Origin of the sequence: Enterobacter sp. KBR-315C3_2022 (assembly GCF_041399425.1) — a bacterium.
GTDB lineage: Bacteria > Pseudomonadota > Gammaproteobacteria > Enterobacterales > Enterobacteriaceae > Enterobacter.
The window spans coordinates 1-22,734 of the sequence record NZ_JBGKEB010000039.1 but is presented as its reverse complement, the minus strand read 5'-3'; the positions used below and the strand labels follow the sequence as shown (position 1 = coordinate 22,734).

Sequence of the window (22,734 nt, the reverse complement as noted above, 5' to 3'; positions counted from 1 at the left end):
GCCGTACTACGAAATAAATGACGATTCGATAGGTTATAAATTGAAATATGACCGAAGGGAATTAACAGATATTTAGAATATTAATAATAGCGCATGATACATGTGCCCCATCAATTAAAACGATGAACCGATGCATTTTGCTATTGGTTCATCGTTTTACTTACTACCTTATTATGCAGCTTTAACTGCATCCGCGATGCGGTGCGCTAATTCCGTTACCTGCGCTTCATCTTCACCTTCAACCATGACGCGGATAAGAGGCTCCGTGCCTGACTTACGCAGCAGAACGCGCCCGCGCGAGCCCAGCGTTGCTTCGACATCCGTCATCACCGCCTTCACGTTCGCATCTTCCAGCGGATCGCCCTTGCCCGCGGTAAAGCGCACGTTGACCAGAATCTGCGGGAACATTTTCATGCCGCTGCACAGATCGTGCAGGCTCATATGGTTGCGCGCCATCGCTGCGACAACCTGAAGGCCCGCCACGATGCCGTCACCGGTGGTAGTTTTGTCGAGCAGGATCACGTGGCCCGAGTTTTCCGCGCCGATGCGCCAGCCCTTCTCCTGCAGTTTTTCGAGCACGTAGCGGTCACCTACCTTCGCGCGCACAAACGGAATGCCAAGCTGCTTCAGCGCCAGCTCAAGCCCCATGTTGCTCATCAGCGTGCCGACAGCGCCGCCGCGCAACTGGCCCTGGCGCAGGCCTTCACGCGCGATGATATAGAGGATCTGATCGCCATCGACCTTATTCCCTTCATGGTCAACCATGATCACGCGGTCGCCGTCGCCGTCCAGCGCAATCCCAAGATCGGCTTTTTCCGCCAGCACGCGCGCCTGCAGTGCACGAACGTCTGTTGCGCCCACTTCCTCATTGATATTCAGGCCATCCGGCTCGCAGCCAATGGTGATCACTTTCGCGCCCAGCTCGCGGAATACGTTAGGGGCAATGTGGTAGGTGGCGCCGTTTGCGCAGTCCACCACAATTTTCAGGTGGGCCAGGCTCAGCTCGTTCGGGAAAGTCCCTTTGCAAAATTCAATATAGCGGCCTGCCGCATCGACGATACGGTTGGCTTTTCCGAGCTCGGCGGAGTCCACGCAGGTGATCTCTTTTTCCATCTCGGCTTCAATGGCCTCTTCAACGTCATCCGGCAGCTTGGTGCCGTCAATGGAGAAGAATTTGATGCCGTTATCGTAGAAGGGGTTATGAGATGCAGAAATCACAATTCCCGCTTCCGCGCGGAAGGTGCGCGTCAGATACGCTACGGCAGGCGTTGGCATCGGGCCGGTAAAGGAAGCGGAGAGGCCCGCCGCCGCAAGGCCCGCTTCCAGCGCGGATTCGAGCATATAGCCCGAAATGCGGGTGTCTTTACCAATGATAATCTTACGCGAGCCGTGACGTGCCAGCACCTTGCCCGCCGCCCAGCCAAGCTTCAGAACGAAATCAGGGGTGATCGGAGCATCGCCTACGCGCCCACGGATACCATCGGTACCAAAATATTTACGATTACTCATAGCGTTTGTTTTCCTTCGCTGCCAGCGTGGCTTCCACCACGCGCATGGCTTCTACTGTTTCTTTGACGTCATGGACACGGATAATGTGCGCACCCTGCATCGCTGCAATCACCGCACAGGCCAGACTCCCGCTCAGGCGCTCGGCTGGCCCTACGTTCAGCAACTGCCCAATCATCGACTTTCTCGACATCCCCACTAGCAGCGGCAGGCCGAAGTGATGAAACTCGGATAAGCGTGCAAGTAGCTCATAGTTATGAGACAGATTTTTACCGAAACCGAATCCCGGGTCGAGCAGCAATTTCTCTTTTGCGATGCCTGCACGCTCGCAACGCGAGATATGCTCACTAAAGAAGCGATTTACGTCGTCGTAGACGTCCGCGTACTTTGGCGCTTCCTGCATCGTTTTCGGCTGCCCCTGCATGTGCATCAGGCAAACCGGCAGTCCGGTTTCCGCTGCCGCCTCGAGCGCGCCCGGTTCGGTTAGGGAGCGAACGTCATTGATAATGTGAGCACCCACTCTCGCTACTTCACGAATCACTTCAGGCTTGGACGTATCGACCGAGATCCACACCTCAAAACGCTGCGCGATAGCTTCCACCACCGGTACCACGCGAGCCAGCTCCTCTTCCACAGAAACATCCGCCGCGCCAGGACGCGTTGATTCCCCACCAACATCAATAATGGTGGCACCCGCGTTAATCATTAAATTGGCGTGCTTAACCGCCTCAATGAGCGTGTTATGCGTACCGCCGTCAGAAAAGGAGTCTGGCGTGACGTTCAGGATACCCATCACATGGGGATGTGAGAGTTCGAGATGCGAATCCTGGGCGAATAGTTTCATGGCTAAATCCCTGGTAATAGTAAGGCTTTATAGAAAAGAAAAACCCCGGAGCAAGCTCCAGGGTTTGAGGTACAGACAAACGCTTCAACAGCAGTGGCTTACTTGTCGCCCAACTGTTCTGACATGGTGTTACCCGGGTTTGGCGTACGCGGTTCATCGACCGGACGCGGTGCACGCGGGGTGCCATTGTTGTCAGAATTGTTGGAAGCGCCTGGATCTTCCCAGCCTGCTGGCGGACGCACTTCGCGGCGGGCCATCAGGTCGTCAATCTGCGGAGCATCGATGGTCTCGTATTTCATGAGCGCATCTTTCATGGAATGCAGAATGTCCATGTTGTCGTTCAGGATCTGACGAGCGCGAGCGTAGTTACGTTCAATCAGCGCTTTCACTTCCTGGTCGATGATGCGTGCAGTCTCATCGGACATGTGCTTCGCTTTCGCCACAGAGCGACCCAGGAATACCTCACCCTCTTCCTCTGCATACAGCAGCGGACCGAGTTTGTCGGAGAAGCCCCATTGGGTCACCATGTTGCGCGCCAGGTTTGTCGCCACTTTAATATCGTTGGACGCACCGGTCGAAACATGTTCCACACCGTAGATAATCTCTTCGGCCAGACGACCGCCGTACAGGGTTGAAATCTGGCTTTCCAGCTTCTGACGGCTGGCGCTAATCGCATCACCTTCCGGCAGGAAGAACGTTACGCCCAGCGCGCGACCGCGCGGAATAATCGTCACTTTATGCACCGGATCGTGTTCCGGTACCAGGCGACCAATAATCGCGTGACCCGCTTCGTGGTATGCAGTGGACTCTTTCTGCGCTTCCGTCATCACCATGGAGCGACGTTCCGCACCCATCATGATTTTGTCTTTCGCTTTCTCGAACTCAACCATGGACACGACGCGCTTGTTGCCGCGAGCAGCAAACAGCGCCGCTTCGTTGACCAGGTTAGCCAGGTCAGCACCGGAGAAGCCCGGCGTACCGCGCGCAATGATTGCCGCATCGATGTCCGGAGACAGCGGTACGCGACGCATATGGACTTTCAGAATCTGTTCACGACCGCGAACATCCGGCAGACCAACTACAACCTGACGGTCGAAACGGCCCGGACGCAGCAGCGCAGGGTCAAGCACGTCAGGGCGGTTAGTCGCGGCGATAACGATAATACCTTCGTTACCTTCGAAGCCATCCATCTCAACCAGCATCTGGTTCAGCGTCTGTTCACGTTCATCGTGACCACCGCCCAGGCCTGCGCCACGCTGGCGGCCTACGGCGTCGATTTCATCAATGAAGATAATGCACGGCGCTGCCTTTTTGGCCTGCTCGAACATGTCACGCACGCGAGATGCGCCGACACCCACGAACATTTCAACGAAGTCAGAACCTGAAATAGTAAAGAACGGCACCTTCGCTTCACCCGCAATGGCTTTCGCCAGCAGGGTTTTACCGGTACCCGGAGGGCCTACCATCAGCACGCCTTTCGGGATCTTACCGCCCAGCTTCTGGAAACGGCTCGGCTCGCGCAGGTATTCAACCAGTTCAGCAACCTCTTCTTTCGCTTCGTCACAGCCTGCGACGTCAGCAAAGGTGGTTTTGATCTGGTCTTCCGTCAGCATGCGCGCCTTGCTCTTACCGAACGACATGGCGCCTTTGCCACCGCCGCCCTGCATCTGGCGCATAAAGAAGATCCAAACGCCGATAAGCAGCAGCATCGGGAACCAGGAAATGAAGATTGAAGCCAGCAGGCTTGGTTCTTCTGGCGGCTCACCGACCACTTTGACGTTTTTAGTCAGCAGGTTATCAAGCAGCTTAGGATCGTTCACCGGAATGTAGGTCGTGTAACGGTTACTATCTTTCTTGGTAACGTTAATCTCACGTCCGTTGATACGCGCTTCGCGAACCTGGTCCTGATTGACCTCTTGCAGGAAGGTAGAATAATCCACCTTGCGGCCATTCGACTCGCTGGGCCCAAAGCTCTGGAATACTGACATCAGCACGACGGCAATGACCAGCCAGAGTATTAGGTTTTTCGCCATGTCACTCAAGGGATTAACCTCATATTACAACTGTGTTAAAAACAGCGTCAGGATACGCTATATCCAGTGTCATTCAAGCTTTCGTTTGAAATCTGCCGGTTATGGTTTACGCCCGGTCGCTACAATATACACTTCACGAGAACGAGCCCGGGAAGAGTCCGGCTTACGAACTTTGACCTTCGTAAACAGGGAGCGAATTTCCTTTAGATACTCCTCGAAACCTTCGCCCTGGAACACCTTCACTACAAAACTACCACCTGGCGCCAGTACATCTCGACACATTTCTAACGCCAATTCCACCAGATACATGGCGCGGGGGATATCCACCGCCGGTGTTCCGCACATATTTGGCGCCATATCGGACATGACAACCTGAACTTTATTGTCACCCACGCGATCGAGTAACGCTTTCAGCACTAATTCATCACGAAAATCGCCCTGAAGGAAGTCAACGCCAACGATAGGATCCATTGGTAGAAGATCGCATGCGATGATACGCCCCGCTCCGCCAATTTGCGTCACTGCGTACTGGGACCATCCTCCGGGTGCTGCGCCGAGGTCTACAACCGTCATCCCCGGTTTAAAAAGTTTGTCACTTTGCTGTATTTCATCAAGTTTAAACCAGGCACGGGAACGTAACCCCTTTTTCTGCGCCTGTTGAACATATTTATCGCTAAAGTGTTCCTGAAGCCAGCGGCTGGAGCTGGCAGAACGCTTTTTACCTGTCATTTAACATTTCCGTCCTGGTTCATCGTTGCTTGCCTGTGACGTAAATTTCTACGCAGCTATTTGGCGATATAAGGGAGATGGCGGTAGAATGAACCGTTTTCAATCCCAACGTAAGCAAAAATATACGATGAATCTGAGTACTAAACAAAAACAGCACCTTAAAGGTCTGGCACATCCGCTCAAGCCTGTAGTCATGCTTGGCAACAATGGTTTGACCGAAGGGGTGCTCGCCGAGATTGAACAAGCGCTGGAACACCACGAGCTGATCAAGGTGAAAATCGCCTCTGAAGACAGAGACACTAAAAACCTGATCGTGGAAGCCATCGTGCGCGAAACCGGTGCCTGTAACGTACAGGTCATCGGTAAAACGCTGGTGCTCTACCGCCCATCTAAAGAGCGTAAAATCTCGCTGCCTCGCTAAGGATATCCTGAATTAAACACGTTTTCTGTGTAAAACGAGGGGTTTTCTTTAGCAGGGGAGCAAAATGCCATGCTCCTTGAGTTGATAAAAGGCCGCTACGCGGCCTTTTTCCTTTCTTTACAATGTATCAACATCTTAGCAGAGAGGCGAATTACAGGTACTCAACCTTGATAATTTCGTACTCCACTTCGCCGCCAGGCGTGCGGATGATAACAACATCGTCTTGTTCTTTGCCGATCAGGCCACGCGCAATCGGGGAGTTCACCGAGATCAGGTTCTGCTTAAAGTCAGCCTCATCATCGCCCACGATGCGATAGGTTTGCTCTTCGTCATTGTCTAAATTCAGCACGCTAACGGTCGAACCGAAGATCACGCGACCATTGTTCGGCATTTTGGTGATATCGATAACCTGTGCATTGGACAGTTTTGCTTCGATATCTTTGATACGTCCTTCGCAGAACCCCTGCTGCTCGCGCGCAGCGTGGTATTCAGCGTTCTCTTTCAGGTCGCCATGCTCGCGCGCATCCGCAATAGCGGCGATGATTTCAGGGCGACGTACGGATTTCAGAAAATCCAGCTCTTCGCGCAGTTTTTCGGCACCACGTAAGGTCATCGGAATAGCTTGCATTTGTTATACCTCTTGAACATTCCTGTTGGGAGCAGCATCACCTGCTCCGGCCCCTGTTCCCACGTACATCGAACCATGAGCGGGCCAGAAGCAAAAAGAAAACCGACCCGGGAGCAAAGCCCCAGGTCAGCAGCAATTTTTCAATTTGATACGCATTTTACCGCGAAGTTCACTATGGGTCATCGTTTACTTTGCAGTGCCATGCACCGTAGTATGACGGTTTGTTTTCGGGTTGTTAGCGCGAGACTATGCGATTTTCCAGCTTTATCATCGGATTGACTACCAGTATCACATTCACCGCTCAGGCCGCGAATGTTGATGAGTATATAAATCAGCTGCCCGCCGGCGCAAACCTCGCCCTCATGGTGCAGAAGGTCGGCGCGCAGGCTCCGGAGATTGACTATCACAGTCAACAGATGGCCCTGCCTGCCAGTACTCAGAAGGTGATCACCGCGCTCGCCGCCCTGCTTCAGCTCGGGCCCGACTTTCGTTTTACCACCACCCTTGAGACTAAAGGCAGCGTCGACGGCAGTGAGCTGAAAGGCGATCTTATCGCCCGATTCGGCGGCGATCCTACCTTTAAGCGGCAGGATATCCGCAACATGGTAGCGGTGCTTAAGAAATCTGGCGTGCAGAGGATCGAGGGCAACGTGCTGATCGACACCTCGATCTTCGCCAGCCACGATAAGGCCCCCGGCTGGCCGTGGAACGACATGACGCAGTGCTTTAGCGCACCGCCAGCCGCGGCTATCGTTGACCGTAACTGCTTCTCCGTTTCGCTTTACAGCGCGCCGAAACCGAACGATCCGGCGTTTATTCGCGTGGCCTCCTATTACCCCGTCACGATGTTTAGCCAGGTACGCACGCTGGCGAAAGGCTCGCCGGACGCGCAGTACTGCGAGCTGGACGTGGTGCCAGGCGATCTCAACCGCTACACGCTCACGGGCTGCCTGACGCAGCGCGCCGACCCGCTGCCACTGGCTTTCGCCATCCAGGACGGCGCGGGCTATGCCGGGGCCATACTGAAAGATGAGCTGAAGCAGGCGGGAATTACCTACTCCGGCTCGCTGCTGCGCCAGACGCAGGTGAATGAGCCGGGCACGGTGATCGCGTCTAAGCAGTCCGCGCCCCTGCACGATCTGCTTAGGATTATGCTGAAAAAATCGGACAACATGATTGCCGATACGGTGTTTCGCATGGTTGGTCACGCGCGCTTTGGCGTTCAGGGTACATGGCGCGCAGGATCGGATGCCGTTCGCCAGATCCTGCGCCAGCAGGCGGGGATCGATCTTGGCAATACGATTGCCGTCGATGGTTCCGGGCTGTCTCGCCATAATCTGATCTCGCCGGCCACCATGATGCAGGTGCTTCAGTACATTGCACAGCACGACACTGAGCTAAACTTTATTTCGATGCTGCCGCTTGCCGGGCATGACGGTTCGCTTCAGTATCGTGCCGGGCTTCACGCTGCGGGCGTTGATGGTAAAGTCTCTGCGAAGACCGGCTCGCTTCAGGGCGTGTATAACCTTGCGGGCTTTATTACCACGGCCAGCGGACAACGCATGGCGTTCGTACAGTATCTTTCCGGCTATGCGGTCGAACCGGCCGACCAGCGCAATCGTCGTATTCCGCTGGTCCGTTTCGAAAGCAGGCTTTACAAGGACATCTACCAGAACAACTAGCGATGAAACTGCTCATAGTTGAAGACGATCTGTTATTACAGGAAGGGCTCGCGCTGGCCCTCGCCAACGAAGGGTACGCGCTCGACTGTGCTGCCACGGCGGCAGAGGCGGATTCGTTGATCCAAAGCGGCGAGTACAGCCTGGTGATCCTTGATTTAGGCCTGCCGGATAAAGATGGCGCCACGCTGCTCAGCCAGTGGCGTCGACGCGGTATTGAAAATCCAGTGCTTATTCTCACGGCGCGCGACGCCATTGAAGACCGCATTAACGGCCTCGATTCCGGCGCGGACGATTACCTGGTGAAGCCGTTCGCCCTCGCAGAGCTGCAGGCACGCGTCCGCGCGCTGATCCGCCGCTATCAGGGCCATAGTGACAACCTGGTCACTGACGGCGATATCACGCTGAACCTGCAAACCCAGCAGGTGCTACGCCAGTCCCAGCCTGTTGAAGTCACGCCAAAAGAGTTCGCCCTGCTCACGCGGCTTATCATGCGCAGCGGGCAAACGGTGCACCGTGAGACCTTGCAGCAGGACATTTACTCCTGGCAGGACGATCCGGGCTCAAACACGCTTGAAGTGCATATCCATAACCTGCGCCGCAAGCTGGGCAAGGACAGGATTAAAACCGTGCGCGGCGTGGGCTATCGGCTGGAGAGCCAAAAATGAACAGCATGCGTCGGCGATTAATGGTTTTGCTGGCGGTCATTCTTCTCTTTTTCCAGCTGATAAGCGTGATCTGGCTCTGGCATGAAAGTCGCGAGCAAATTGGCTTCCTCGTGAACGAAACGCTGTCGGCCAAGGCGCGCAACAATCACGTCGAAAAAGAGATCCGCGAAGCTATTGCCTCGCTGCTGGTCCCGTCGCTGGTGATGGTTGGCTTTACGCTTCTCTTTTCATTCTGGGCGGTGAGCTGGATTATCCGTCCGCTTAACAAGCTGCGCGCCAGCCTGGCGAACCGCTCGGCTGATAACCTGACGCCCCTCCCCATGTACTCCGACATGGAAGAGATAGGCGCGGTGACTACGTCCCTGAACCAGCTTCTCGCGAGGCTTGACCACACCATTCAACAGGAACGCCTCTTCACGGCAGATGCCGCCCACGAGCTACGAACGCCTCTGGCGGGCATCCGCCTGCACCTGGAGATTATGGCTCAGTCAGGAGCACCGCAGGCCGCGCCGTTAGTCAACCGTATCGATCAGCTCATGCACACCGTTGAGCAGCTGCTGATGCTTGCCCGCGCCGGACAGGCGATGGCAAGCGGGCATTACGATACCGTCAACTGGAGCGACGACATTATCGCGCCGCTAGGCCTTGGGCACGAAGCCAAAGAACATACGGTGATTTGGCCGGCGAAAAGTCCGCTAACGGTTCAGGGAGACCCCGTCCTGCTGCGGCTGATGCTGAGAAATTTACTGGAAAATGCGGTTCGCTATAGCCCTGAAGGCACAAAAATTGAAGTGACGTTAGCGGAACAGGGTGACGGCACCCAAATCAGCGTTATCGATCAGGGGCCGGGTATTGAGGAAACACATCGGCAAAACATTACCGAGCCTTTCAGGCGTCTCGATCAGCGATATGGTGGGAGCGGGCTGGGACTGAGCATTGTGCAACGTATCGTTCAGCTTCACCACGGCAAGCTGACCTTAGAAAATGGCGAAGAGGGCGGGTTGATAGCCTGCTGCTGGTTCCCCCATTCGCTTGGCTAAACCGGCCCCCTCGCCGACGCACGTTATTGTGGAATGACCTGCAGTTCAGCCAGCCCTATACCGATCATTCGGCCTGCTCTGTCATACGGAGACCAGCTTCCCCCCTGCTTATCCAACTGCGGATTTGGGGGGGTTATCATAATAACGTTGTCATTAGCACTATCGAAATGCGTCTCAACGGTCGACAGCGCGTCGCCAAGTATAATCGTGCGCACTTCACTTCCTACTCTTATGGTGATGGGCTTTCCGCTGTTTTTTCCATACGCCTTAGCCTTTATGCGCAGAGTAAATCGGGACGGCAAGGGTTTGGCGTATTCAATCCTCACATCCGACGCAGTTAACGAGTTTGACCATCTGCCCCAACGCTCGGTGCGGGAAAGCCCCTCGATACTCTTCACATACCCTGGTTTCCCAATAAGAGCGAAATCAATCATCGGGGCATCATACTGCATGTTTTCATCGCGACGCATGGAAAGGGCGATGGCATGCTCTTTCTCCTTATCCAGGCCAGCAGTGAAGAGCTGAAATGCCGACGTTATCGGTGCATTGCCTACAGGATGAATGTCAACTCTTCCCCCTTTTTGTCCCTGCGCCAGACACCACTGCGTCGAGCGGGCAAACGCGGATTGCCGGTCTCCGAGCCAGGAGAGCACATAGCAGCGATCGACCCAAACAAAATGCTCGCCCTGTTCCATAACCAAATAGTCAGCGCGCAGGTCAGAGTAATGAGGAACGAGCGGGTATACCCGTTCATTGCTTACCCTGAGCATGATGGGGAACGCATAGTCCGTGGCATTAAAGACCAAACGCTCACGTTGCGGATCGAGTTCGAACCCTCCATCAATCTTAGGTATATCCCAAAGCGCAATGATGTTGGGCTGCCATTCCTGTAGTTTTTCGCTAAACGAATCAAATAGCGCCGACAATGACTTCTGCGATAAAGAGCTGCGTCCTAACCCTATTTCCCCTGGCCCACCAAGCATCTCGAGCACCGTTGCGCCATTATCCAGCGAGTTGCGTTTTGCCGAATAGTCATTGCTTGTCTCTTTCCCGCCCTTAAAAATCGCAAAAAGATTCTGCCTGTCGCCGATGTTTTCAGGAAGATAAAGGGCCGCATCATTTGACATCGAGAGATGATCGGAACTGACGACCACGATCGTATTATCTGCCCATGGAGACGTTTTTATGCGATGAATAAGCCGACTGATCACCTCCTGGCTGCAGGCAATAGCGGCCAGAGACGCGTTATTCTTTCCTTCCTTTGCATAGGTCGTGTGCTGGCATTGTTTAGAAATAAAGCCCTCAGGCGGGTGAGTATCTACCGTCAGCGCAAAGATAGAAAAACGTTCTTTCTTCTCTGAGAGTTCGACAAATTTATCCCACACGGCATCCATCACGGTATCGTCGTAAAGGCCCCACTGATGCCGGTAACCTTCCGGGGCGCGAGACTGTAGCTGTTGAAGACCATTGATTTGATCAAAACCGTGGGTTTTGAGAAAGACATCTTTGTCTGAGAAATGAAGATCGGCTCCCTGATAGAAATAATTAGTGTATCCCGATTTTTTTAAAATATCGCCCAGACAGATGGCATCAGGATAAAAATTATTAACAATGTGTTCGTAGCTCATGCTAAAGGGGAAAAAGAGCGGCAGTCCACACTGGGAAGCAACAATACCACCGATGGTAAATCCTGTGCCTGGAAGCTGTTCTGTCTGGGTGAAACGCGAGGCAGAGCGCAGGTCGGCAGAAAGCTCGGGTAACAGAGCCGGGAAGTGTTTCTCGTCAAACCAGGTTTGCTCCAGACTCTCGGCGTAAATATAAACCAGGTTATAGTTTGGCGACGCGATCTTGTCCCGTTGCGTCACATAATACTTAGCAAATTCTTTACTACCGTTTCGCGATTGCTGGAGGGCCATACTTCCAAACTCGACGACCGCTGGGGATGTGCTGAACGAGAGTAATGCCAAAACGCAGGCAAGCACACTGTAGCGATAGCTGGTACCTGCATTTTTGCCCAGCAGCCTGTTTATCACGATAAGCAGCACAATTACCGCAGATATCAGCAATCCGCCGGGAAGCAGATAATCCGCGATATCAGCGCCTTTAAGCTCATGCGTTAGGGTGTAAAGCACCGACCACCCAATATCGTTATGCGTAAAATGCAGACAGGCATAAATAAATGCGCTACTCATGACCTGCAGCGCCGCTAACAACATAAACAGCGCCGTGAATCCTCTGTTCTTAACGGCTTTTCGTCGAAAAAGAACAATCGCCGCGATCAGAAGAGCAAATGAAATTAAGTAAAGGCTGTAGCTCTTCATTTTCTTGTCCCTGTATCGCTCATTTCCGGTTTTACGATTCGTATAGATTCCAGTCCAACCCCAATTTTGCGCATGGGCGCGTCAAGGGGGGCGGCAATAAGATTACCTTCACGACTCAGCTCAGGATGCGGCGCTATAACTTCAACCTGATTCCCCGAAGCGTGGGTAAAATGCAAACGGTTTAACGTAATCTCTTTTCCCAGCTGAACAGGAAGCGTTTCTCCGCCGACCTTTATCAAGGTTGGCCTGAGCATGTTTTCGCCATATGCTTTTGCTTTAATCTCAAGCCAAAATTCAGATGGAAGGCTTTCCTGCCAGGTCAGCTGCACTGAAGGCGCCACGTTTGCGTCAGACCAGCTCCCCCAAAACTCACGGCTTCCTAATCCTGAGATATCCTTCATGCCCTCAGGCATCCCATCCAGATTAAAGAGAACGGCATCTGAAGGATAACGAATCCCCCTGTTGCGACGGGAAAGAAGGCGTCTTGTCTTGTCAGCCGCCGCTTTGGCTTGCTCATCCTCAGAAATATCCTTTACCTCTTTAGAGAGGGTGCCATGCCATTGAGTATCTGTAATTTTGGTCAATGATACCGGCCCTGATAAATTTCCTTCGGCAAGGCACCAGTCTTGCGACAGCACCAGATTTTTATCCTGAGAAGCCCAAACGTTCGCCATCTGGAAGCAACGATCGACCCAGAGAAAATGGGAAGTCGATTTAAGCCTGGCCAGCTTAAAGCGAAGAGGAGCCCCTCCTCTTCGGTCAGTCACCGCCTTGGGCTTTTCATCTTCGAAGCCCACGAGCAACGGCAATGGATATTTCCGATCTGAAAAAGTGAACGTTTTCTCAAGAGTATTAATGTCATAGTCATTTATTTGTACAGGCGTCCCCCATAGCTGACTGATCTCCGGAGACCATGCAATAATTTTCCTGGCAAAATTTGAGAATCGCTCACTGAGGGAGGTTCTGCTGAGGGAGCTACGGCCTAAACCGATATTATTTCCGCCGCCCAGCATCTCCAGAACCGTTGCACCATTGTCCATAGGATTTCTTTTTTTATTGATAATGGAACCCTGAACACCATCCTTTATTATGAAAAACAATCCGTGACGCTCATATTTCTTTAGGTAATTAATCGCGACGGCCGTATTTTCCATCGCTAAATGATCGGATGATACAACCACGATAGTGTTTTTGGCCCACTCAGATTCAATGATTTTTTTCACAAAACGAGCAATTTCGCTTTGGCTGCAAAAGACGGCGCTTAGGGCATCGACGGATTTCCCATCGATAGTATAGGTATTCGATTTACACTCTTTTGGTATATAACCGTGCGGAGGATGAGTATCCAGAGTCAGTGTAAATAGCGAAAAACGCTTACCCGCCTTTGAAAGTTCCACGAACTTTTTCCATGACTCTTCAAGGACAATATCATCATAGAGCCCCCATTCGTTCTGACGACTCAAATCATTTTTGTATTTTGATTCTGATAGACCGTAGATATGATCAATACCGTGAACGTTAAAGAACGCATCTTTATTCGCAAATCGCAACTCTGCGCCTTGATAGAAATAATTTTCATAGCCAGAATTTTTAAGAATGTCACTTAAACAGATTTGCCCTGCAAAGAAGTCGCTTGTTACAGCATCGCTACTGCCAAAAAAAGAGGGGATAAAAAGTGGCAAACCGCACTGGGATGAGACTATCCCTGCGATCGTGAAATCCATACCGGCATACTGCTCTGTCTTCGCAAAATCCAGCGCGTTTTGCTGATACGCACCTAATTCCCGGGTTAACCCCGGGAAATGGGCGTCGTCAAAATAGGTTCTTTCAAGGCTTTCCCCATAAATATATACCAGGTTATATTGTGGGTTATCGATCGTGGGCTTCGGCTTAATAAAATATTGATAAAAATCCTTACCGCTCTCACCTTTCTCTGGCAGCATCGATTTTTGATACTGTATCCACACTGGTGATGCAATGATAGCTATAATTAGAATACATATTGAAAAAATGGAATGAACTTGATGGCGACGATAGGGCGTAGACGCTTGAAACGTTAATTTCACACCGACAAATACCACCAATGACAGTGTAATAAGGATAATTAAACCCGGCAGGATAAAGGCACGAATACCGGCTCCGGCCAATGAACTCGTAAGCGTATATACTACCGCCCAATTCAATCCCTCGCCGGTAAAGTAATAACAGCACACCCAAAAAACATTAAGTAACAAACAGAAAAGAGACGTAATGATCATGCACGCCATCAATATTTTAGTTTGCTGCGCTTTATACCTATAGAGAACGAGTCCGGCAGTCATTACGATAAATGACAGAGCCATCATGAGAGCATACAACATACAAGCATCCAGCTAAAAAAAACCAGTCCAATTTCTCTATATTACATTCTTAAGGTTATTGGGCCTAGCTGAACATATTATTTTAGGAATTCATCAATAGCATTCTACAATAATAGGTAACTGTGCGGTCGCGCGGGGTAATAAGATGTGCAATTACAGGATAATAGAAAAATCAGTCACCAAAAAAAACGGCCTGCCGGAGCGTTTCTCCAGGCAGGCCGTTGGTCAGGCTCTTAATGCTTGTAAATGAACTCGACGCCTTCTTCGTCGTCTTCATCCCAATCATCGTCCCAGTCGTCGTCTTCTTCTTCCGCTTCCAGCTCTTCAAGCTGCTGGCGGTGGTAGTCATCCCACATAAATTCGACTTTTTCGGGCTGCTTCGCCTCTTCTGCCTGAACAATTGGGTTTTCGATGATGAAGGTCATCACGTCCCAGCAGAGATCTTTTACGCCAACCTGGCTGGCCGCGGAGATCAGGTAGTATTTATCTTCCCAACCCATCGCTTCAGCAATCGCTTTGGCTTTCGCTTCAGCTACCGCTTTGTCCATCAGGTCGATCTTATTGAAGACCAGCCAGCGAGGTTTGTTCGCCAGTTTTTCGCTGTACTTTTCCAGTTCGCCGATGATGATGCGCGCGTTTTCCACCGGATCGGAACCGTCGATAGGATCGATATCAATGAGGTGCAGCAGCACGCGGCAGCGCTCAAGGTGTTTCAGGAAGCGGATCCCCAGACCGGCACCTTCCGCAGCGCCTTCAATCAGGCCCGGAATATCGGCAACCACGAAGCTCTTCTCGTTATCCATACGGACCACGCCCAGGCTTGGCACCAGCGTGGTAAACGGATAGTCCGCCACTTTTGGCTTCGCCGCAGAGACGGCGCGGATGAACGTAGATTTGCCGGCATTAGGCATGCCGAGCATACCTACGTCTGCCAGCAGCATCAGCTCCAGCTGCAGGTCGCGCTTATCGCCCGGGGTGCCCATCGTTTTCTGACGCGGCGTACGGTTGACGGAAGATTTGAAACGGCTGTTACCCAGACCGTGCCAGCCGCCCTTTGCCACCATCAGACGCTGACCGTGTTTGGTCATGTCGCCCATGGTTTCGCCCGTACCCTGATCGATTACGCGCGTACCAACCGGCACCTTAATGGTCACGTCTTTACCGCGCTTGCCGGTACAGTCACGGCTCTGACCGTTCTGGCCACGCTCGGCGCGGAACGATTTTTCGAAGCGGTAGTCGATCAGCGTGTTGAGGTTTTCATCCGCCTCCAGCCACACGTCGCCACCGTCCCCACCGTCGCCGCCGTCAGGGCCGCCACGAGGAATATATTTTTCACGGCGGAAACTGACACAACCGTTACCACCATCACCTGCTACGACCAGAATCGTAGCTTCATCAACAAACTTCATTTTACTCTCCGTAAATCATTCGCCTGAGCGGGGGACCACTACAACCGCTTCATTTTTGCGCCAACGCCCCCAAAGACGATGACCAATGGCGGAATACATCGCGCCCGCAACCACGACAAACGCACCGAGATAGCCCAACAGGTTGAGCATCGGTCTGACGAAGACATCGGGCCAGGCCATTGATAACAAATCTGAAAATAACAGCGTAAACAGCGGAGTGAGCGTAATTAACGCACTCACCTGTGCTGCCTGCCAGCGCGCCATTGCTTCGGCCAGCGCGCCATAGCCGACCAGCGTGTTTAAGCCACAAAATATGAGGCACGCCAGCTGCCAGTCGCTGAGCTGGGTAATCACCCCCGGCTTCGCTAACGGCAGTAATGCTATCGTACACAAAGTGTACAGCAAAAAGAGGATCTGCTGTGAGGCCAGACGACGCAATAACACCTTTTGCGCGACGCCGTAGCTCACCCAGACCGTTGCTGCACCCACACCGAAAATCACGCCCCAGGTGTAATCCGTCAGGCGGGTAAAAATCTCAACCAGGCTGGTATTGAAAAACATCACCAGGCCGCAGAGAAGCATGCTTGCTCCGATAATCTGCGTTCCGCGCATCTTCTCCTTAAGGATAAAGACGCTCGCAACCATCATACCGACCGGAGAAAGCTGACCAATCACCTGAGACGCCGTAGGGCTAAGATACTGCAGCGAAGAGCTGAACAGGATGAAGTTGCCAAACAGGCCGCCCGTCGCAATAGCCAACAGAATCAGCCAGCGCGGCTTACGAAAAATACGTAGCGGCGGCAGCTTGCGCTTAACGGCGAGAATAGCGCCCAGGCCTAAGGTTGCCATCAGAAAGCGATAAAACACCACCGTAGGGGGTTCCATCACTTCCAGTACCTGCTTCATTGCGATTGGCAGTGCACCCCAGCACATTGCGGTGGTGAGCGCCAAAAGAATACCAATGCCGGCCTGCTGCTTCATGCCCGATTTCCCTACAGAAATTTTTCCGGGTTTCCAATGTAAAAAGCCCCGCAACACGTTGCGGGGCTTTAATCCGTTACCGGACCGAGAAAACCTTACTCAGCAACGATGCTGATGTATTTACGGTTGTTCGGGCCTTTAACTTCAAATTTCACTTTACCGTCTGCTTTAGCAAACAGAGTGTGGTCACGGCCGCAACCTACGTTGTTGCCAGCGTGGAATTTGGTGCCACGTTGACGAACGATGATGCTACCCGCCAGAACGGATTCGCCACCAAAACGCTTAACGCCAAGGCGTTTAGCTTCTGAATCGCGACCGTTACGTGTGGAGCCGCCAGCCTTTTTATGTGCCATTTAAATCTCTCCTCAGGTCTTAGGCGCTGATGCCAGTAATTTTCACATCAGTGAACCACTGACGGTGGCCCTGCTGCTTACGGTAGTGTTTACGACGACGAAACTTAACGATTTTAACTTTCTCGCCACGACCGTGAGCAACAACTTCAGCTTTGATAACGCCGCCATCAACGAAAGGAACGCCGATTTTGACTTCTTCACCGTTTGCGATCATCAGAACTTCTGCGAACTCAACAGATTCGCCAGTTGCGATGTCCAGCTTTTCCAGGCGAATGGTCTGACCTTCGCTTACTCGGTGTTGTTTACCACCACTTTGGAAAACCGCGTACATATAAACTCCGCTTCCGCGCACATCCTCGTATGAATCAGAGTGCGCTATAAATATTCACAATAGGGCGCGAATATTACGCAAAACGCGAGCCTTTGACAAGTGCTACCATCAATACATGAAGAAAAAAAACACAACACGTACGGTAACGTTTATCTGCGCCATTTTTTCAGTACAATCAGCGCTACTATTAGTAAACCGAAACCCTTTGTTACCCATGTGAAGTGGGATAAACAGGATAAAAAGCCCGGCTTTTGCGATGAATCTAGAAAAAATCAACGAGTTAACCGCGCAAGATATGGCGGGTGTAAATGCAGCAATCCTGGAGCAACTCAACTCTGACGTTCAGCTGATCAATCAGTTGGGCTATTACATCGTCAGCGGCGGCGGTAAACGCATTCGCCCGATGATCGCCATTTTGGCCGCGCGGGCGGTTGGCTATCAGGGCAATGCGCATGTGACCATCGCAGCCCTCATCGAATTTATCCACACGGCAACGCTGCTCCACGATGACGTTGTGGACGAATCGGACATGCGTCGCGGCAAAGCCACCGCGAACGCCGCATTTGGTAACGCAGCCAGCGTCCTGGTGGGGGATTTTATTTATACCCGCGCCTTCCAGATGATGACCAGCCTCGGTTCGCTCAAAGTGCTGGAAGTGATGTCGGAGGCCGTCAACGTCATCGCTGAAGGTGAAGTCCTGCAGCTGATGAACGTCAACGATCCGGACATTACCGAAGAAAACTACATGCGCGTCATCTACAGCAAAACAGCGCGTCTGTTTGAGGCCGCCGCGCAGTGCTCGGGCATTCTGGCAGGCTGCTCCGAGGCACAGGAAAAAGGCCTTCAGGATTATGGCCGCTACCTGGGCACCGCGTTCCAGCTGATTGATGATTTACTGGATTACAGCGCGGACGGCGAAACGCTGGGCAAAAACGTTGGAGATGACCTTAACGAAGGTAAACCGACGCTGCCGCTGCTTCATGCTATGCGCCATGGTTCTGAGGATCAGGCAAAAATGATTCGTGAAGCGATTGAACAAGGAAACGGTCGACATCTTCTGGAACCGGTACTGGAAACAATGGCTATCTGCGGCTCGCTTGAATGGACGCGTCAGCGTGCTGAAGAAGAAGCTGATAAAGCCATTGCCGCTTTGCAGGTCATTCCAGACAGCCCATGGCGCGATGCGTTAATTGGCCTGGCACACATCGCCGTTCAACGCGATCGTTAATCCCGCCCCTCTCTCCCCGCAGTCTTGCGGGGAGGTTCTAATAAGCTCCAATAGAATACATATTCGTGTTAATTCATCGGCTTACAGGCCGCATGAATAAAGGTATGTCTTATTCTGAATATTGCTTTTAGTTACTCGAACTTTTTAGAGCGAACGGACTAAAACGGTATAGTACTCCCGTCATTTCATCAGAGATGACGAGGACGAAAACGAACACAAGGACAGCTTTATGGATATGAAACTTATCGACTGGCATTCAGCTGATATCATCGCAGCGCTGCGAAAAAAAGGGACATCGCTTGCCGCAGAGTCGCGCCGCAATGGCTTGAGTTCTTCAACATTAGCTAACGCTCTCACTCGTCCCTGGCCGAAAGGTGAGTTGATCATCGCTACAGCTCTCGAAACACATCCATGGGTAATTTGGCCTTCGCGCTACCATGATCCTGTGACCCATGAGTTTATCGACCGAACGCGTATGATGCGTAAACGCTGAGCACTGCCGGGGCTGAGCCCCGGTTGCTAGCCAAATTAACGTTCGGTAAAGCTCCTGTCGAGCGTCGTCCTAAGAGGACTCAGTAAATAGTCGATCACCCTACGCTTACCCGTTTTGATTTCAGCCGTTATATTCATTCCGGCATTTAGCTGAATATCGGTACCCTCGACATTAATGTGATGTTGATCGAGCAAGATCCTCGCACTGAAAATCAGTCCACGCTTTTCGTCTTCAATGGCATCAAAGCTAACGTGTTTTACTTTGCCAGTCAGATATCCATAGCGGGTATAGGGAAAAGATTCGATTTTAACCACCGCATCCTGTCCCGCCCTAACAAACCCGATATCTTTGTTTTCGACCATAGCTTCGACTTCAATCCGATCGTCCTGAGGCGCGATAAGCATGACGGCCTGCCCTTCCATTACCACTCCCCCCTCAGTGTGAAAAGCAAGCTGCTGTACCGTGCCTGAAACGGGAGCAGTGAGCAACATCCAGGCCTGACGCTGCCGCGTTTTCTGCAGTTGCTCATTAAGCTGCTGCACTTCCTCACTTGCCTGACGCAAATTATCCAGCGTATCCCGCTTTAACGTCTGTAATGTAACCAGTCGTTCTTTTTCGACCTGATGGATGCTTTCCTCAATCTGCTGAAGCTGCTCCTTCTGGCTGGCGAGATCCTGATCGTTTTCGATGGTTTTACTCTGCTGCTCATAAAGTTCATGCTGGGACAGATAGTTCCTCTTCTGCAGCTTTTCAAAATCATGCAGACGTTGTTTTTCAATTTTCCCCACATTTTTGAGCTTCACCATTTGTGATTGCGTTGAGCGCAGCTCGGCATTGCGCTGCTGCAAAATGGTTTGCATCTGTTCATCCTGAGCAAGCCAGGTTTGATATTGGTTCTGCACCAGCCTGCGCGCCTCTGCCCGTTCCGTTTCCCCGATCGACAGAGAATCCAGGTCGCTGAGCTTAATATCCGGTAACGTACGATTTTCTAAACCTTGCAAAAGCGCCTTACTACGAAGGCTCGCGAGCGTAGCCGCATTCAGCTGGCGAACCGTCTGGTTGTAATCGCTATCCGATCCAATACCGGCCAGCTCAACCAGTAAATCCCCTTTTTGAACCTTGTCGCCGTCCTTAACCAGGAGCTTTTTTATCACTGAGGTTTCCAGCGGCTGGATAATTTTGCTATGCCCAGCAGGTATCGTTTTGCCTGTAGAAACCGCCACAATTTCAACCTGACCAATAATGGCCCAGACCAAAGCAATAACAGTGAATAACACGATCAGTCGTGCCACAAGTTTTGGTGCAGCAGACACAGGCGTTTCAGTAAGTTCCAGATGAGCAGGAAGAAACTCTCGTTCATCCTGAGTTCGCTCCGGCGCGTCTAAGGTTTTTCTAATACGCCAGACTTGTGAAAAAATGTCTTTGTATCGTTGAAAAAATTCACCCAATACGCTGAATCGCATCCTCATTTAATTCTCTCCATCCCTGTCATTTCTGTCAGCCCATCTGCAATTCATAGAGATAACGATAATAGCCCTGCTCTTTTTTTATGAGTTCACTATGCAAGCCTTGTTCGACAATTTCTCCATGGTCCATTGCAATGATCCGATGAGCCGAACGCACCGTGGACAGGCGATGAGCAATGATAAGCACCGTTCTGTTTCGGCAAATTTTATGCATATTACTCATTATGATATTTTCCGATTCATAATCGAGGGCGCTGGTTGCCTCATCAAAAATGAGAACACGGGGATTCGTCACCAGCGCGCGGGCGATGGCAATGCGCTGCCGCTGCCCTCCTGAAAGCAGGGATCCTTGCTCGCCAACGTTCGTGTCGTACCCTTCCGGGAGAGCCATTATGAAGTCATGTGCGCCCGCAATTTTGGCCGCTTCGATAACGTTGATGAGCGGTAATCCGGGTTCGGAAAGCGCTATGTTGTCCCTGATGCTGCGATTGAGGAGAACGTTATCCTGAAGCACCACACCTATTTGCCTTCTTAACCATGCGGGATCGGCTAAGGCAAGATCGTTTCCGTCAATCAGCACGCGCCCTTGTTCCGGGGTATACAAGCGCTGGACAAGACGAGTTAAGGTGCTTTTTCCGGAACCTGAACGGCCGACAATGCCCACCACTTCGCCTCGCCCGATCTGAAGGTTCAATGAGTTAATAATCTGAGGGCCATCAGGACGATATCGGAAAGTCACATTTTCGAATTCAATCTTTCCTTCAATTTCCGGAAGCGCAAGGCGGCTTCCGGCTATCTCCGTCTTGGTGTTTAAAATATCCCCAAGCCGGGCAACTGAAATCCCGACCTGTTGAAAATCCTGCCAAAGCTGAGCAAGGCGGATAACCGGGGCGGCAACCTGACCCGCCAACATATTGAAGGCAATGAGCTGCCCGACAGACATTTCTCCTGCAATCACTAATTGCGCCCCAATCCACAGATTCGCCACCATGACCAGCTTTTGTATAAGCTGGATCCCCTGCTGCCCAATCGTCGCCAGCTTCGTCACCCTGAAACCCGCCTGAACATAAGCTGCAAGCTGCTTATCCCAGTGTTTTGTCATCTGGGGTTCTACGGCCATCGCCTTGAGCGTTCCAATTGCAGTGACCGATTCGACAAGAAACGATTGGTTATCCGCGCTGCGCGCGAATTTTTCATTAAGGCGCGCTCGCAGAATCGGGCTTAAAGTTGCAGACCAGATGGCATAGCAAGGCAACGAGGCCAGCACGACCAGCGTTAGCCAGCCGCTATAGAACCACATCACGGCGATGAAAATAAAAGAGAAGAGAAGATCAATGAGCGAGGTAAGCGCTTGCCCGGTTAAGAAATTACGAATCTGTTCAAGTTCACGAACTCGGGCTACGGTGTCCCCAACACGTCGTTTTTCAAACCATGCAATAGGGAGTTTCAGTAAATGCCGGAAAAGTTTTGCGCCAAGTTCAACGTCAATCCGACTGGTCGTGTGCGCAAAAATATAAGTTCGTAGGCCGCCGAGCACTACTTCAAAAAGGATAATGATGATTAAAGCAACCGCTATAACATTTAGTGTGCTTATACCTCGATGAACAAGTACCTTGTCCATAACGACCTGGAAAAAGAGTGGCGTCATGAGTGCGAAAAATTGCAATACAATGGAAGCAATAATTACTTCCATGAATATTTTCCGATACTTTATAACGGCTGGGATGAACCAGGTGAAATCAAATTTAGCCAGTGAACCTAATACAGATGCCCTTGAAGTGACCAAAATAAGTTTGCCTGAGTATCGCGAAGCAAACTTCTCCACAGACAGAACTACGGGTTTTTTTAGGGTAAGATCGTGAATCAGAACTTTATCACTCTCAATTTTCGCAATAATAAAATGATTGCCCTCTTCATCCCAGACTAGCGCTGGAAGCGCTATTTTATCAAGATGATTACATTCTTTTTCAACAGCTTTTGCCTTTAACCCCAACTCTTTCGCTGCAAGTAACCATTGGGTTTGCGTCAGACCGTTTCCCTCAAAACCGTAACGATGCCTGATGTCTTCAACATTCATCGCTACTCCATGAAAATGCGAAAGAATACTTAGTGCAGCCAGGGAATTATCTTGCTGCTTTTCTTTTCTTTCATGCCTCATATTATTCATCACATTAATAATTCATTTGCCATTTTTCATAAATAGTAATTGAAAAGAGTCAAGATCTCATAGCATTTGTCATATAG

Annotated in this window: 19 protein-coding genes; 6 read left to right on the top strand and 13 right to left on the bottom strand. The window is 51.5% G+C overall.

What is annotated here, in order from left to right; translation table 11 throughout:
• Positions 1 to 171: 171 nt before the first annotated feature.
• From glmM to rlmE, 4 genes are all read right to left on the bottom strand, one after another.
• Positions 172 to 1,509: a phosphoglucosamine mutase gene (gene glmM, locus AB8804_RS22560; protein ID WP_371190155.1), complete on the bottom strand. Its 1,338-nt coding sequence runs from the start codon at positions 1,507 to 1,509 to the stop codon at positions 172 to 174.
• A complete protein-coding gene (gene folP / locus AB8804_RS22555) occupies positions 1,502 to 2,350 on the bottom strand; it encodes a dihydropteroate synthase (RefSeq protein ID WP_371190154.1) in 849 nt (282 codons plus the stop codon). The genes glmM and folP overlap by 8 nt, the downstream gene beginning before the upstream one ends.
• A gap of 98 nt (positions 2,351 to 2,448) precedes the next feature.
• Positions 2,449 to 4,383: an ATP-dependent zinc metalloprotease FtsH gene (gene ftsH, locus AB8804_RS22550; RefSeq protein ID WP_112010892.1), complete on the bottom strand. Its 1,935-nt coding sequence runs from the start codon at positions 4,381 to 4,383 to the stop codon at positions 2,449 to 2,451.
• Positions 4,384 to 4,482: 99 nt separating this feature from the next.
• Positions 4,483 to 5,112 carry a 23S rRNA (uridine(2552)-2'-O)-methyltransferase RlmE gene (gene rlmE, locus AB8804_RS22545; RefSeq protein ID WP_112010893.1) on the bottom strand — a complete coding sequence of 210 codons (630 nt, stop codon included), beginning with the start codon at positions 5,110 to 5,112 and terminating at the stop codon, positions 4,483 to 4,485.
• A gap of 127 nt (positions 5,113 to 5,239) precedes the next feature.
• Between rlmE and yhbY the strand changes: the two genes are divergently transcribed.
• Positions 5,240 to 5,533 (top strand): ribosome assembly RNA-binding protein YhbY, encoded by a 294-nt coding sequence (gene yhbY / locus AB8804_RS22540; protein ID WP_003861814.1) that lies wholly within the window; start codon positions 5,240 to 5,242, stop codon positions 5,531 to 5,533.
• Between the two features lie 151 nt (positions 5,534 to 5,684).
• Here the strand turns inward: yhbY and greA are convergent, their stop codons facing one another.
• On the bottom strand, positions 5,685 to 6,161 hold the full coding sequence (gene greA / locus AB8804_RS22535) for a transcription elongation factor GreA (protein WP_182272773.1): 477 nt from the start codon (positions 6,159 to 6,161) through the stop codon (positions 5,685 to 5,687).
• 248 nt (positions 6,162 to 6,409) lie between these two features.
• Between greA and dacB the strand changes: the two genes are divergently transcribed.
• The 3 genes from dacB to pmrB are packed head-to-tail and all read left to right on the top strand — an operon-like array spanning position 6,410 to position 9,548.
• Positions 6,410 to 7,843: a serine-type D-Ala-D-Ala carboxypeptidase gene (dacB, locus tag AB8804_RS22530; RefSeq protein WP_371190153.1), complete on the top strand. Its 1,434-nt coding sequence runs from the start codon at positions 6,410 to 6,412 to the stop codon at positions 7,841 to 7,843.
• Between the two features lie 2 nt (positions 7,844 to 7,845).
• Positions 7,846 to 8,508, top strand: a complete 663-nt coding sequence (gene pmrA / locus AB8804_RS22525) for a two-component system response regulator PmrA (RefSeq protein ID WP_371190152.1) — start codon at positions 7,846 to 7,848, stop codon at positions 8,506 to 8,508.
• A complete protein-coding gene (gene pmrB, locus AB8804_RS22520) occupies positions 8,505 to 9,548 on the top strand; it encodes a two-component system sensor histidine kinase PmrB (protein ID WP_371190151.1) in 1,044 nt (347 codons plus the stop codon). Before pmrA ends, pmrB begins: the two co-directional genes overlap by 4 nt.
• A gap of 23 nt (positions 9,549 to 9,571) precedes the next feature.
• Here the strand turns inward: pmrB and opgB (AB8804_RS22515) are convergent, their stop codons facing one another.
• From opgB (AB8804_RS22515) to rplU, 6 genes are all read right to left on the bottom strand, one after another.
• Positions 9,572 to 11,869 (bottom strand): phosphatidylglycerol--membrane-oligosaccharide glycerophosphotransferase, encoded by a 2,298-nt coding sequence (gene opgB, locus AB8804_RS22515; RefSeq protein ID WP_371190150.1) that lies wholly within the window; start codon positions 11,867 to 11,869, stop codon positions 9,572 to 9,574.
• On the bottom strand, positions 11,866 to 14,229 hold the full coding sequence (opgB, locus tag AB8804_RS22510; RefSeq protein WP_371190149.1) for a phosphatidylglycerol--membrane-oligosaccharide glycerophosphotransferase: 2,364 nt from the start codon (positions 14,227 to 14,229) through the stop codon (positions 11,866 to 11,868). Before opgB (AB8804_RS22510) ends, opgB (AB8804_RS22515) begins: the two co-directional genes overlap by 4 nt.
• Positions 14,230 to 14,462: 233 nt before the next feature.
• Positions 14,463 to 15,638, bottom strand: coding sequence for an Obg family GTPase CgtA (cgtA, locus tag AB8804_RS22505; protein ID WP_371190148.1), 1,176 nt, complete (start codon positions 15,636 to 15,638; stop codon positions 14,463 to 14,465).
• Positions 15,639 to 15,653: 15 nt separating this feature from the next.
• Complete coding sequence (locus AB8804_RS22500) at positions 15,654 to 16,619, bottom strand: DMT family transporter (protein ID WP_371190147.1); 966 nt, start codon at positions 16,617 to 16,619, stop codon at positions 15,654 to 15,656.
• Positions 16,620 to 16,714: 95 nt separating this feature from the next.
• Positions 16,715 to 16,972 carry a 50S ribosomal protein L27 gene (rpmA, locus tag AB8804_RS22495; protein WP_004385076.1) on the bottom strand — a complete coding sequence of 86 codons (258 nt, stop codon included), beginning with the start codon at positions 16,970 to 16,972 and terminating at the stop codon, positions 16,715 to 16,717.
• 19 nt (positions 16,973 to 16,991) lie between these two features.
• Complete coding sequence (gene rplU, locus AB8804_RS22490; RefSeq protein WP_010436026.1) at positions 16,992 to 17,303, bottom strand: 50S ribosomal protein L21; 312 nt, start codon at positions 17,301 to 17,303, stop codon at positions 16,992 to 16,994.
• 256 nt (positions 17,304 to 17,559) lie between these two features.
• Between rplU and ispB the strand changes: the two genes are divergently transcribed.
• Both ispB and sfsB read left to right on the top strand, forming a co-directional pair.
• Positions 17,560 to 18,531 carry an octaprenyl diphosphate synthase gene (ispB, locus tag AB8804_RS22485; RefSeq protein WP_371190146.1) on the top strand — a complete coding sequence of 324 codons (972 nt, stop codon included), beginning with the start codon at positions 17,560 to 17,562 and terminating at the stop codon, positions 18,529 to 18,531.
• A gap of 229 nt (positions 18,532 to 18,760) precedes the next feature.
• Positions 18,761 to 19,024 (top strand): DNA-binding transcriptional regulator SfsB, encoded by a 264-nt coding sequence (gene sfsB / locus AB8804_RS22480; protein ID WP_371190145.1) that lies wholly within the window; start codon positions 18,761 to 18,763, stop codon positions 19,022 to 19,024.
• Between the two features lie 35 nt (positions 19,025 to 19,059).
• On the opposite strand, the gene AB8804_RS22475 is transcribed toward sfsB, so the two are convergent.
• On the bottom strand, positions 19,060 to 20,487 hold the full coding sequence (locus tag AB8804_RS22475) for an HlyD family type I secretion periplasmic adaptor subunit (protein WP_371190144.1): 1,428 nt from the start codon (positions 20,485 to 20,487) through the stop codon (positions 19,060 to 19,062).
• A gap of 34 nt (positions 20,488 to 20,521) precedes the next feature.
• The gene (locus AB8804_RS22470) at positions 20,522 to 22,657 is read right to left on the bottom strand and encodes a type I secretion system permease/ATPase (protein ID WP_371190156.1); all 2,136 of its coding nucleotides are present in this window, start codon (positions 22,655 to 22,657) and stop codon (positions 20,522 to 20,524) included.
• Positions 22,658 to 22,734 lie beyond the last annotated feature (77 nt).